General features: G+C 40.8%; 14 protein-coding genes. 10 read left to right on the top strand and 4 right to left on the bottom strand.

Annotated elements, in window-relative coordinates; genetic code table 11:
• Positions 1–8 precede the first annotated feature (8 nt).
• Positions 9–584 (top strand): TetR/AcrR family transcriptional regulator, encoded by a 576-nt coding sequence (locus tag J1C77_RS05230; protein ID WP_002921461.1) that lies wholly within the window; start codon positions 9–11, stop codon positions 582–584.
• A gap of 14 nt (positions 585–598) precedes the next feature.
• On the opposite strand, the gene J1C77_RS05235 is transcribed toward J1C77_RS05230, so the two are convergent.
• From J1C77_RS05235 to coaA, 3 genes are all read right to left on the bottom strand, one after another.
• Entirely contained in the window at positions 599–1,120 is a 522-nt protein-coding gene (locus tag J1C77_RS05235; RefSeq protein ID WP_002921459.1) for a DNA topology modulation protein, read from the bottom strand.
• Between the two features lie 57 nt (positions 1,121–1,177).
• Positions 1,178–1,414 carry a 30S ribosomal protein S20 gene (gene rpsT, locus J1C77_RS05240; RefSeq protein ID WP_002895661.1) on the bottom strand — a complete coding sequence of 79 codons (237 nt, stop codon included), beginning with the start codon at positions 1,412–1,414 and terminating at the stop codon, positions 1,178–1,180.
• A gap of 70 nt (positions 1,415–1,484) precedes the next feature.
• Positions 1,485–2,405 carry a type I pantothenate kinase gene (coaA, locus tag J1C77_RS05245; protein WP_002921456.1) on the bottom strand — a complete coding sequence of 307 codons (921 nt, stop codon included), beginning with the start codon at positions 2,403–2,405 and terminating at the stop codon, positions 1,485–1,487.
• Positions 2,406–2,499: 94 nt separating this feature from the next.
• On the opposite strand from coaA, the gene J1C77_RS05250 reads away from it, so the two are divergent.
• From J1C77_RS05250 to J1C77_RS05285, 8 genes are all read left to right on the top strand, one after another.
• The gene (locus J1C77_RS05250; protein ID WP_002921454.1) at positions 2,500–3,087 is read left to right on the top strand and encodes a class I SAM-dependent methyltransferase; all 588 of its coding nucleotides are present in this window, start codon (positions 2,500–2,502) and stop codon (positions 3,085–3,087) included.
• Between the two features lies 1 nt (position 3,088).
• Positions 3,089–4,366 carry a pyrimidine-nucleoside phosphorylase gene (locus tag J1C77_RS05255; protein WP_002921453.1) on the top strand — a complete coding sequence of 426 codons (1,278 nt, stop codon included), beginning with the start codon at positions 3,089–3,091 and terminating at the stop codon, positions 4,364–4,366.
• Between the two features lie 17 nt (positions 4,367–4,383).
• Positions 4,384–5,046: a deoxyribose-phosphate aldolase gene (deoC, locus tag J1C77_RS05260; protein ID WP_002897691.1), complete on the top strand. Its 663-nt coding sequence runs from the start codon at positions 4,384–4,386 to the stop codon at positions 5,044–5,046.
• Positions 5,033–5,422: a cytidine deaminase gene (locus J1C77_RS05265; protein WP_002921451.1), complete on the top strand. Its 390-nt coding sequence runs from the start codon at positions 5,033–5,035 to the stop codon at positions 5,420–5,422. Before deoC ends, J1C77_RS05265 begins: the two co-directional genes overlap by 14 nt.
• Positions 5,423–5,493: 71 nt before the next feature.
• Positions 5,494–6,549 carry a BMP family lipoprotein gene (locus tag J1C77_RS05270; RefSeq protein ID WP_002906684.1) on the top strand — a complete coding sequence of 352 codons (1,056 nt, stop codon included), beginning with the start codon at positions 5,494–5,496 and terminating at the stop codon, positions 6,547–6,549.
• Positions 6,550–6,685: 136 nt separating this feature from the next.
• Positions 6,686–8,218: an ABC transporter ATP-binding protein gene (locus J1C77_RS05275; protein ID WP_002900481.1), complete on the top strand. Its 1,533-nt coding sequence runs from the start codon at positions 6,686–6,688 to the stop codon at positions 8,216–8,218.
• Entirely contained in the window at positions 8,211–9,266 is a 1,056-nt protein-coding gene (locus J1C77_RS05280) for an ABC transporter permease (protein WP_002906683.1), read from the top strand. Before J1C77_RS05275 ends, J1C77_RS05280 begins: the two co-directional genes overlap by 8 nt.
• 2 nt (positions 9,267–9,268) lie before the next feature.
• On the top strand, positions 9,269–10,225 hold the full coding sequence (locus J1C77_RS05285; RefSeq protein WP_002900479.1) for an ABC transporter permease: 957 nt from the start codon (positions 9,269–9,271) through the stop codon (positions 10,223–10,225).
• A 109-nt stretch (positions 10,226–10,334) separates the two neighbouring features.
• On the opposite strand, the gene J1C77_RS05290 is transcribed toward J1C77_RS05285, so the two are convergent.
• The gene (locus J1C77_RS05290) at positions 10,335–11,300 is read right to left on the bottom strand and encodes a polysaccharide deacetylase family protein (protein ID WP_002921449.1); all 966 of its coding nucleotides are present in this window, start codon (positions 11,298–11,300) and stop codon (positions 10,335–10,337) included.
• 140 nt (positions 11,301–11,440) lie between these two features.
• Between J1C77_RS05290 and J1C77_RS05295 the strand changes: the two genes are divergently transcribed.
• Positions 11,441–12,727 carry a homoserine dehydrogenase gene (locus J1C77_RS05295; RefSeq protein WP_002921446.1) on the top strand — a complete coding sequence of 429 codons (1,287 nt, stop codon included), beginning with the start codon at positions 11,441–11,443 and terminating at the stop codon, positions 12,725–12,727.
• Position 12,728 lies beyond the last annotated feature (1 nt).

The raw sequence follows: 12,728 nt of genomic DNA on the forward strand, positions 1-12,728 counted from the left end.
AAATTGTTATGTCGGAAAAGAAAATATCGGAAAAATCACTCGCGAATTTAAAGAAATACAATCAGGAATCCAATCAAATCACGAGAGAGTCTCTGGAAATTTCTCTCATGCAGCTGCTGGAGAAGAAAGAACTCAAAAAAATTACGATTTCAGAGCTGGTTGAGCGAGCAGGGGTTTCCCGCGCTGCATTTTACCGCAATTATAGCTCTAAAGAGCAGATTCTGGAAGAGATTTTTAAAAACACTGTTCAAGGTATTACGGATAAATTGGAAGAGTTTAACTTTAAAACTGAGATGTACCAGATTTGGCTTTTTCTTTTTAAGGAAGCTAAGAAAGAGGCTCGGGTTATCAGTCTAGCCATTGACTATAATTTTGAAAAGCTGCTGACCCAGGCTGTATTCGACTTTTTGGAAAAGCGCAATCGCAATGCTAAGAAAATGACTAACTCTTACATGAATTCCTTCTGGAGTTCGGCAGTTGTTTCCGTTCTTTCCAAGTGGATTAAGGACGGCATGAAGGTTCCAGCTGAAAAAATAGCTTCTTTAGGCCTACCTCTTTTCCCACAGAAAAAGAAAATCAAATAAAAACAAGTGAGTCATTAGGGCTCGCTTGTTTTTAGGTTCTGTAAGAAGTTAGTCAGTTCTTTTTGATTTCTTATTTCATAGAATTTCTGAGGAAAAGTCTGTCGGATTCTCTTATATCTTGCCAGTGCTGTCCGACGTCGTCCTTTCCAAAGAACCCAGCAGATAAACTCCCGGTCAAATTTTTCAGGGCAACCGGGAGCCATGCTTTCTCTGGTCCGATTGCGATATTTTAGATAGCGCTTGAAAGCTCGATAGAGGCAGTTCCAGTGAGAGAAGTTCAGAAAGATGATTTGGTCGGCTTCTGCCATCCGACGTTCATAAAAACACCAAGAGTAGTTGCCATCAATAATCCAGTCGGTATTTTTTGACAAAAAATTATCCATCTGTTTACTCATCCAATCACGGTCGCTATCCTTCCAGCCAGGTTGGAACTGCAATGTATCCATGTGAAGTTTGGGAATGGAGTAGTGATTGGACAGTTGTGCTGCTAGAGTGGATTTGCCAGAACCGGAATAACCAATAATTGCTATTTTCATCCCTACCTCCTTTATGTTAGAAACAAAAAAAGCTCCTGAGAGCTCCCTTTGTATGCATTATTTAGCAAGTTTAGCTGAAAGACGTGCTTTATCGCGGCTTGCTTTGTTTTTGTGGATCAAACCTTTTGTTTCTGCTTTATCGATAGCTGAGCTAGCAGCACGGAAAAGTTCTTCAGATGGGTTTGCTTCAAATGCTTTGATTGCAGTACGCATAGCTGACTTTTGAGCTGAGTTTTTTTCGTTATGTTTCACGTTCAATTCAGCGCGTTTGATAGCTGATTTAATGTTTGCCAAGTTGTTTCACCTCCATTGAAAATACTAACTATCTAATTATATATGAAAAGTTAGGATTTGACAAGCTTTTTTATTTTTTTAAGTAAATTTCATCAATTTCATGATTTCCAGCTTTGTGCAGGATAATTTCTGCTCGATTTCGGGTTGGCTCAATGTAGTCTAGCAGGTTGACAAGGTTAATGCTTTTCCATACATTATGGGCGAAGGTTACTACTTCCTCTTCTGATTGCGTGGTGAAGCGGTGGTAGTAGTTTTTGGGGTCGTTTTCAGCCAGAGTCAGCATTTTTTTAAAGCGATCTAGATACCAGTTTTCGATATTTTCGACTTCTGCATCGACATAGATAGAAAAGTCAAAAAAGTCTGTCATATATAGGCGCTCGTTCTGTGGATTCTGGAAAACGTTAATCCCTTCGACAATAACAAAGTCGGCTGCCTTTACCTCTTGCATTTCTTGAGGAACGATATCGTAAGTCTCATGCGAGTAGACGGGTATTTGGAAATTCTGACCGTTTTTTATGCTGTCCAGAAAAGAAAGAAGCAGCTCCATATTATAGCTTTCTGGGAAACCTTTGCGGTTTAAAATGTCATGATCTTCCAAGATTTTATTCGGAAATAAAAAACCATCTGTGGTAACTAGCTCGACTGTCGCATTTGAAAAAGTCCGAGAAAGCAGAATCTGCAGCAAACGGCTGGTGGTGGATTTCCCAACGGCCACGCTGCCAGAAACTCCGATGATAAAGGGCTGTTTCCGGCTTTCTTTTTGTAGAAAAATCCCCTTGGAAAAAGCCAAGTCTTCCTTAGAACGTTTATAAATCTGAATGAGATTGGTTAAGGGTAAGTAAATGTCCGTCACGTCCTGCAGGCTAATTTTGTCATTGAAACTCTTGATAGAGTTAAGTTCAGCCTGAGTCAGGGGCGGAGTTGTTTTTCGGTGCAGGTTTTGCCATGTATGGCGGCTGATTTTTTCAAAATGAAGAAATTCGTTAGTCATAAGTTACTCCTGTATGATGGACTTTAGTATAACATACTTTTTGGAGAAATGAAAACGATTTACAAATCTAGGAAAATTATGATAAAATGGTTGTATGACTAAAATGTATTTTGCAGAAAATCCTGACGCCAAACATGATATTCATGAATTAAATGTAGAACTGTTAGGACAGCGGCTGACTTTTTTGACTGATGCTGGTGTTTTCAGTAAAAAAATGATTGATTATGGCAGTCGGGTTCTTTTGTCTGTCTTGGACTTTGAAGCTGGAGAACGGGTGCTGGATGTTGGCTGTGGCTATGGGCCTCTAGGTTTGACCTTAGCCAAAGCGCAAGGAGTGGCTGCGACCATGGTAGATATCAACCAGAGGGCCTTGGACTTGGCTCAGAAGAATGCTGAGAGAAACCAGATTTCAGCTGAGATCTTACAGTCAAATGTTTATGAAAAGGTCAGTGGCATTTTCGACCATATTATCAGTAATCCGCCTATTCGTGCTGGTAAGCAAGTTGTACATGAAGTTATCAGCGGAAGCTATGGGCATTTGACAGAAGGCGGTGATTTGACCCTTGTGATTCAGAAAAAACAGGGAGCACCCAGCGCCAAGTCGAAGATGGAAACTGTCTTCGGTAATTGTGAGATTGTTAAGAAGGACAAAGGCTACTATATACTAAGGAGCGAAAAATAGGATGCGTGCTGTAGATATTATCCAAAAGAAAAGAGATGGTCTTGAACTGACCAGTCAGGAAATCCAGTGGCTGATTGAGGGCTATGTGGATGGGACTGTGCCTGATTATCAGATGGCAGCCTTTGCGATGGCTGTCTATTTTAAGGGCATGACGACTCGGGAAATTTCGGATTTAACCATGACAATGGTTGGAACTGGAGAGCAGTTTGACTTGTCAGAAATCGCGGGAATAAAAGTAGATAAACATTCTACTGGCGGTGTCGGTGATAAAGTAACTCTGGTCTTGGTTCCTTTGGTGGCTAGCTTCGGTGTTCCCGTTGCTAAAATGAGCGGCCGTGGGCTGGGCCATACTGGAGGAACCATTGATAAATTGGAATCCATTAAAGGATTTCAGGTAGAGCGCAGTCAGAAAGACTTTATCAAGCAGGTGCAGGAAATTGGCTTGTCCGTTATCGGTCAGTCTGATCAGTTGGTGCTAGCGGATAAGTTGCTCTATGCCTTGCGAGATGTAACAGCAACCGTTGATACAATTCCGCTGATAGCTAGCTCTGTTATGAGTAAGAAAATTGCTGCTGGTGCAGACAGTATCCTTCTGGATGTGACGGTCGGTGAAGGCGCCTTTATGAAAAATATTGATGACGCTCGTGTACTAGCACGTACTATGGTAGATTTGGGCAAGGCTGTCGGCAGAAAAACAGTAGCTGTTCTGACAGATATGAGTCAGCCTCTGGGAACCAGCATTGGCAATCGTCTGGAAATCTTAGAAGCTTTGGATATCTTGCAGGGCAGGGGTCGTGAAGACATCACAACTTTCATTTGTGAGTTGGCTCAGATTATGCTCGGACTGGCAGATGTTGAGAAAACGGTGGAAGAAGTGAGAGAACAGTTGACTAATGGCGCTGCTTTGAAGAAATTTGAAGCTATGATTGCTGCTCAAGGAGGTGACTTGCAAGATCTCTATCGTCCATCAAGTGCAGCTCATATTATAGAAGTGAAAGCAGAACAGGCAGGTTATATCACTGAACTGCCTGCTATGGAATTCGGACTCTTTGCCATGAGACTTGGAGCAGGACGGGCAGTTAAATCTGACGACTTGGATTATGAAACTGGAATTGTTTTCGAAAAGAAAGTCGGAGACAAGGTCGAAATTGGAGAAGTTTTCGCAAAAATTTATTCAAATGAAAAAATTTCTCAAGAACTAGTTACAGATTTTCAAAAAAATGTTAAAATAGGTGATGAAAGCGTTGCAGTAAGCGAGATTATCGAGGTTATTGCTTAATTCTAGGAGAAGCCAACATGAAATTAAACAAATACATAGACCATACGCTTTTAAAACCAGAAGCGTCAGAAGAGCAGATTCTGAAGTTAATTGAAGAAGCAAAAGTTTATGATTTTGCTAGTATCTGTGTCAATCCAACCTGGATAGAGTTTGCTGCGGAGCAGCTGAAAGGCTCAGATGTCAAGGTTTGTGTGCCAATTGGTTTTCCTTTAGGAGCCAACACTTCCGATGTGAAAGCTTTTGAAACCAAGGACGCAATCCAAAAGGGTGCTGGCGAAGTGGATATGGTCATCAATGTCGGTGCTCTGAAATCTAAAGATTATGATTTGGTAGAGCGAGACATCCGTGCGGTTGTAGAAGCTGCTAACGGTACCTTGGTCAAGGTAATTCTGGAAACTTGCCTGCTGACAGATGAGGAGAAGGTTAAGGCCTGCCAATTGGCTCAGAAAGCTGGAGCTGATTTTGTTAAGACCTCTACAGGATTTTCAACTGGTGGTGCAACAGTCGAAGATGTCGCCCTTATGAGAAAAACAGTTGGTCCTGACATGGGGGTCAAGGCTTCTGGCGGTGCTCGTTCTTATGAAGATGCGCTGGCCTTTATTGAAGCAGGTGCGACTCGTATCGGAACTTCAGCCGGTGTGGCGATTATGAAGGGAGAAGAAGCTAGTGGCGACTACTGAGTTGATTGACTTGGCTGTCCAAGCCAGCAAAAATGCTTATGTTCCCTATTCTCATTTCCCGATTGGAGCGGTTTTAGTCGCTAAAGACGGACGGATATTTACCGGTGTTAATGTTGAAAATGCCAGTTTTGGCTTGACCAACTGCGGCGAGCGGACAGCTATATTTAAGGCAGTTTCAGAAGGAGCTTTAGACTTCGAGGAGCTGATTGTCTATGGTGAGACGGAAAAACCCATATCGCCCTGTGGTGCCTGCCGCCAAGTAATGGCAGAATTTTTTGCTGAGGATCTAAAAGTGACCTTGGTCGCTAAAGATAAATCGACGGTCGTGATGACGGTCAAGGAATTACTTCCATATTCTTTTACAGATTTAACATAAGTCTGTTATCGGTCATCTGACCAAACTCAAACTTGCAACTGTGTTGCACATCTTAATTAGGAGGTTCAGAAATGAACAAAAAACAATGGCTAGGTCTTGGTCTAGTAACTGTCGCAGCATTCGGACTTGCTGCATGTGGAAACCGTGCTTCTCGCTCAGATTCTTCAAACGCGAAAACTGATTTGAAGGCTGCTATCGTAACTGATACTGGCGGTGTTGATGATAAGTCATTTAACCAGTCTGCATGGGAAGGCTTGCAAGCTTGGGGTAAAGAAAACGGTCTTTCTAAAGATAACGGCTTTACTTACTACCAGTCTACAAGTGAAGCGGATTTTGCGAATAACTTCAGTCAAGCAGCTACAAATGGCTATAAATTAGTTTATGGCGTTGGTTATAAATTAGCACCTGCTGTTACAGCTGCTGCTGATGAAAATGCTGATATTAATTATGTTATTATTGATTCTGTTATCAAAGACAAGAAGAATGTAGCATCTGCTGTTTTTGCTGATAATGAAGCTGCTTATCTTGCAGGTGTTGCTGCTGCAAAAACTACTAAGACTAACAAAGTTGGTTTTATTGGAGGGGCACGTGGCGAAGTTATCACTCGTTTTGAAAAAGGCTTTGAAGCAGGAGTGAAGTCTGTTAACAAAGATATTTCAGTTGATATTCAATATGCCGAAGACTTTAATAATCCTGAAAAAGGAAGAACTATTGCTGCAACCCAATATGCCGCAGGGGCTGATGTAGTTTATCAAGCTGCAGGTGGTACTGGAGCAGGTGTCTTTAAAGAAGCAAAAGACTTGAATGAGAAGAAAAATGAAGACGAAAAAGTTTGGGTAATCGGTGTCGATCGTGATCAAGCTGAAGAAGGTAAATACAAGTCTAAAGATGGTAAGGAATCTAACTTTGTACTTGCTTCCAGCTTAAAACAAGTTGGCAAAACTGTTCAAGAGATTGCTACTCAAACAGCTGATGGTAAATTCCCGGGTGGGAAAGTAATTACATTTGGTTTGAAAGATGGTGGAGTTGAATTGACAACTTCTAACCTATCTGAAGATGCTAAAAAAGCTGTAGAAGATGCTAAGAAACAGATTATTGATGGTAGTGTAAAAGCACCTGAAAAATAATAAAGATCCAGAAGCGACCCAACCTTCTTGGGTTGCTTTTTTAGGGTATTGAGACATTTTGTCTCAATAGAACCTACTAACTTGATTAGTAGGCTCTACTGAAATAAAATATAATTTTCTAGAAAGGAATACTCTAATGGCACATGAAAATGTCATTGAGATGCGTGAGATAACTAAAGTTTTTGGTGAATTTGTCGCAAATGACAAAATCAACCTACAACTGCGTAAAGGTGAGATTCATGCACTTCTTGGTGAAAATGGAGCTGGGAAATCTACCTTGATGAATATGTTGGCTGGTCTTTTAGAGCCAACTAGTGGAGAAATTTTTGTCAACGGAAAATCGGAAAAATTGGATTCTCCTTCTAGGGCTGCAGCTCTCGGAATAGGAATGGTTCATCAGCACTTTATGTTGGTTGAAGCATTTACTGTTGCTGAAAACATTATTCTTGGTAGCGAAATAACGAATAAAGGTGTATTAGATTTGAAAAAAGCTAATGCAGATATCCTTGAATTATCAGAACGCTATGGCTTAGCTGTTGATCCAACAGCTAAGGTTGAAGATATTTCTGTTGGTGCCCAACAACGTGTAGAAATCCTGAAGACCCTCTATCGTGGTGCCGAAATTTTGATCTTTGATGAGCCAACGGCAGTATTGACCCCTGCTGAAATTTTGGAATTAATGGATATTATGAAAACTCTTGTTAAAGAAGGGAAATCTATTATCCTGATTACTCATAAACTAGATGAAATTCGAGCAGTAGCGGATCGTGTCACAGTTATTCGCCGTGGAAAATCAATTGAAACTGTTAGCATTGAGGGCGTTTCAAATAAAGATTTGGCTGAAATGATGGTTGGACGCTCGGTTTCTTTTGTTACTGAAAAGGAAGAAGCTAAACCGAAAGACGTTGTACTTCAAATTTCTGATTTGATAGTGAATGAGAATCGTGGGGTACCAGCTGTTAAAGAGCTTTCTCTTGATGTTCATGCGGGTGAAATCGTAGGAGTTGCTGGGATTGACGGTAACGGTCAGAGTGAGTTGATTCAGGCTATTACTGGACTTCGAAAAGTAAAATCAGGAAGTATTAAAATCAAAGGAAGGGAAGTTGTAGGACTTTCTCCACGAAAGATTACAGAAATGCAAGTTAGTCATGTACCTGAGGATCGTCATCGTGATGGTTTGGTACTTGAAATGATGCTATCTGAAAATATTGCTCTCCAGACTTACTATAAAGAACCGCTCAGTAACAAAGGTGTTTTGAATTATAATCAAATTAATTCATATGCCCGTAAATTGATGGAAGAATTTGATGTTAGAGCAGCAAGTGAACTTGTTCCAGCAGGTGCTTTGTCAGGGGGGAATCAACAAAAAGCTATTATTGCTCGAGAAGTTGATCGTAATCCAGATCTATTAATTGTCAGTCAACCTACTCGCGGATTGGATGTTGGTGCGATTGAGTATATTCATAAGCGCTTAATTTCTGAACGTGATAAAGGGAAAGCCGTTCTTGTTGTCAGCTTTGAATTAGATGAAATTCTTAATTTATCAGACCGTATTGCTGTTATTCACGATGGAAAGATTCAAGGAATTGTAAAGCCATCTGAAACTAATAAGCAAGAGCTTGGTATTCTCATGGCTGGTGGAAAAATCAAGGAGGGTTCTAATGGATAAAAAAACACAGCAAATTGCTATTCCTTTTATTTCAGTTCTTTTAGGAATCTTACTTGGCGCCATCATCATGTGGATTTTTGGTTATGATGCCTTGTGGGGTTATGAAGAGTTGTTCAAAACAGCTTTTGGTTCCATTAAAAATATTGGAGAAATTTTCCGAACCATGGGGCCGCTAATTTTGATTGCTCTTGGGTTTGCAGTGGCTAGTCGTGCTGGTTTTTTCAATGTTGGTTTACCTGGTCAAGCTTTGGCAGGTTGGATTGCAGCTGTTTGGTTTGCCCTATCTTTTCCAACTATTCCTCGTTTTGCAATGTTACCACTGACTGTCCTTGTAGCAGCAGTTGCCGGTGGTTTAATCGGTTTAATTCCGGGTTTGTTGAGAGCATTTTTAGGTACAAGCGAAGTTATTGTTACCATTATGATGAACTATATTGTTCTTTTTGCTGGAAATGAAATTATTCGGAATTTCCCTAAAAAATTAATGGTTGATTCCGAATCGAGTATTCCTGTTTCGGCAAACGCTAGCTATCGTCTAGACTTTCTTACAGAGCTTACTAAGTCACGTATGAATATTGGAATTTTCATTGCTTTGATTGCTGTCGCTGTAATTTGGTTTATCATAAAGAAAACCACACTTGGATTTGAAATTCGCTCAGTAGGTCTCAATCCAAATGCTTCAGATTATGCAGGGATGTCGGCGAAACGTACTATTATTCTTTCAATGGTGATTTCTGGAGCTCTTTGTGGTATTGGAGGAGCAGTTGAGGGTATAGGTACTTTCCAGAACGTATATGTTCAAGCAGGATCTCTGGCTGTTGGATTTAATGGTATGGCAGTTGCTCTTCTTGCTAGCAACTCTCCTATCGGAATCATTTTTGCTGCGTTTTTACTTGGAACATTACAAACTGGTGCGCCTGGTATGACAACAGCTACTATTCCTCCAGAACTTGTCAATATTGTAACAGCTTCCATTATCTTCTTTGTAAGTGCTCACTACATTATTGAAAAATATATCAAACCGAAAAAACGAATGAAAGGAGTAGAGTAAAGATGAATATTGTTGCTATTCTAACGATACTTGTATCAAATATGCTGGTCTATGCCGCTCCTCTCATTTTCACCAGTATTGGAGGTGCTTATTCTGAGCATGCTGGTGTTGTTAATGTTGGCTTGGAAGGCATCATGGTCATGGGAGCTTTTACAGGAGTTGTTTTTAACCTGACTTTCGCTGAAAGCTTAGGAGGAATGACTATTTGGCTTTCTCTTCTTGCAGGTGGTTTAGTTGGTCTTATTTTTTCTGCGATTCATGCAGTAGCAACCATTAATTTTCGTGCTGATCATGTTGTTAGCGGTACTGTACTGAACTTGCTGGCGCCAGCTTTAGCTGTCTTTCTTGTTAAGGCTATTTATGGAAAAGGACAAACTAATAATATTGATTTGTCCTTTGGTAAATTTGATTTTCCAATTTTGTCTAATATTCCTGTTATTGGAGATATTTTCTTTAAGAATACTAGCTTGATGGGTTACATAGCTGTTGGATTCTCATTTTTAGCTTGGTTTATCATGTTTAAGACGAAATTTGGTCTTCGCTTACGCTCAGTAGGTGAACATCCTCAAGCTGCTGATACATTAGGGATTAACGTTTATCTCATGCGTTACTATGGAGTGTTGATTTCAGGATTTTTGGGAGGAGTAGGTGGAGCTTTGTATGCTCAATCTGCTTCGGTTAATTTCTCTGCTACGACGATTGTCGGCCCTGGATTTATCGCTTTAGCTGCCATGATTTTTGGCAAATGGAATCCAATAGGTGCTATGCTTTCAAGTCTTTTCTTTGGACTTTCCCAAGCCCTGGCTGTTGTTTCTACACAGATTCCTTTCCTTGCTCATATACCTGCGGTTTATCTTCGTATCGCGCCTTATGCGTTGACAATCATTGTTTTAGCCGCTTTCTTTGGTAAATCAGTTGCACCCAAAGCGGATGGTATCAACTATATCAAGTCTAAATAAAACTTTACACCAGTTCTTTAGAACTGGTGTTTTTTGGGTGTTTGAAAGAAGTTATAATCATAGGATAGGAATAGAAAAGCCTGCTTCAAGTGAAGCGAGCTTTTTAAGATTAGTTGGTTGCAATTTCATTTAGCAGGTCTTCTGCAGTGGTGGTTGGATTAACGCGTACGCGGTTGAGTGAGAGCAAGCCATTTGATAGGGAAGCTAGTCCGTTATTGGTTGTCAGTCCCATCTTGTAGCCAAGGCTTTCAGCAATCTGCAAGGTTGCATCACTGTATCGTCCAGATGGATAGGCAACAGTTGTTGTGGTTTGAGACAGTTCCTTGTCTAAGTAAGACTTGGAGTCTTTTAACTCAATTTTTTGTTGGTCTTCTGCAGTCGCTGAGAGGTCAGGATGGTTGACGGTATGGTCTTCAAAGGACATGCCTTTTTCCTTCATTTCCTTTATCTCATCTAGCGTCAGCATATCTTCACGCCCTGCTTGAACAAATCCGGTAATGACATTATTGGTTGCTTTCATGTCATATTTCTGGAGAAGCGGAAAGGCATTAGTATAGAAATCCTTTAAACTGTCATCGAAGGTCAGCCAGACGACTTTTTTGTTTTCTGGCAGGACGTTCTCCGTCAGTACCTTGTATGCTTCTGCTGGTGTTAGTGGATAGTAGCCTGCGTCTTTCAAGGCTTTCAGATGACTTTCAAATGTGGCTGGGTCCACAATCAAACCGGCGTTAGCTGCTTCTGATGGATCCATGACGTGAATGGCATGATACATCAAGATAGGTACTTGAACTGGTTGGTCTTGTTTGACCCATTTTACCTTGTCTTTGCTACTGTCATCCGAAGTCGTCTTTTTTTCCCGAGTCGGTGCTGACGAAGTTTTAGATGAAGTATTGACCTGGTTTGTTGGCACATTATTAGCTTCTTTTTGATTGTGCGAGTTTTGCAGCTGAGCTAGTAAAGAAAAGCCACCAACAATCAGGACGAGAAAAAGTAATAAACTCGTTAAAGAAAGCAAAATAGCTCTTTTCCTAGCTTTGCGTTGCTGCATGCGATTTCCTCTGTGTTTTCCTGTCATAATATCTCCTTTTTTTAAAAAATTACAATTCCTTGCGGAAATTTACATCTATTATAACAAATAAAGAAGTAGTTTTGTAGGCATTTTTATATAATTTTGTTATAATATTTTTTATACAAGAAATTTTCAAGGAGTGCTTCATGTCTATTAAAATAGCTTTACTTGGTTTTGGAACAGTGGCAAGCGGTGTGCCTTTTTTGCTGAAAGAAAATGGAGAAAAAATCGTTCAAGCGGCTCATTCAGAGATTGAGGTTGCTAAAGTCTTGGTCAAGGACGATGCCGAAAAAGATCGTCTTTTAGCAGCTGGAAATGACTTTAATTTTGTAACAAATGTTGAAGAAATTCTGAAGGATCCTGAGATTACTATCGTTGTAGAATTGATGGGACGAATCGAGCCAGCGAAAACGTTCATCACTCGTGCTCTTGAAGCTGGCAAACATGTAGTAACGGCCAATAAGGACTTGTTGGCTGTTCACGGATCAGAGTTGCTGGAAATTGCTCAAAAGCAAAATGTAGCTCTCTATTATGAAGCAGCTGTTGCTGGTGGGATTCCGATCCTGCGTACCTTGGTTAATTCATTGGCTTCTGACAAAATTACCCGTATCTTGGGTGTCGTCAATGGAACCTCTAACTTTATGATGACCAAGATGGTGGAAGAGGGTTGGTCTTATGAAGACGCTCTTGCTGAAGCACAACGCCTTGGCTTTGCTGAAAGCGACCCAACCAATGACGTAGATGGCATTGATGCGGCTTACAAGATGGTGATTCTTAGCCAGTTCGCCTTTGGTATGAATGTTAAATTTGAAGATGTGGGCCATCAGGGAATTCGAAATATCACACCAGAGGATGTGGCTGTTGCTCAAGATCTGGGCTATGTAGTCAAGCTGGTTGGTTCTATCGAAGAAACGGCATCGGGTATTGCAGCAGAAGTAGCTCCAACATTTCTGCCTAAAGCTCATCCTTTGGCTAGTGTCAATGGGGTGATGAATGCTGTCTTTGTTGAGTCCATCGGTATTGGCGAATCTATGTACTACGGACCGGGAGCTGGTCAAAAACCAACCGCAACTAGTGTTGTGGCAGATATTGTCCGTATCAGCCGTCGTTTGAATGAAGGAACAGTTGGCAAGGCCTTTAATGAATTCAGCCGTGAGCTTGTGTTGGCTAAGCCAGAAGATGTGAAGAGCAGCTATTACTTCTCTATCTTGGCACCTGATTCTAAAGGTCAAGTTCTGCATTTGGCTGAGATTTTCAATGCTGAGGATATTTCCTTTAAGCAGATTCTGCAGGAAGGTACTGACGGTAAGAAGGCTCGCGTGGTGATTATTACCCATGCTGTCAGCAAGACGCAGCTGGAAAATGTCACTGCTAAGCTCAAAGAAGTTGCTGAGTTTGACTTGCTCAATACCTTCAAAGTATTAGGAGATTAAG

The sequence above is a fragment of the Streptococcus sanguinis genome (assembly GCF_050223295.1).
Lineage (GTDB): Bacteria > Bacillota > Bacilli > Lactobacillales > Streptococcaceae > Streptococcus > Streptococcus sanguinis_X.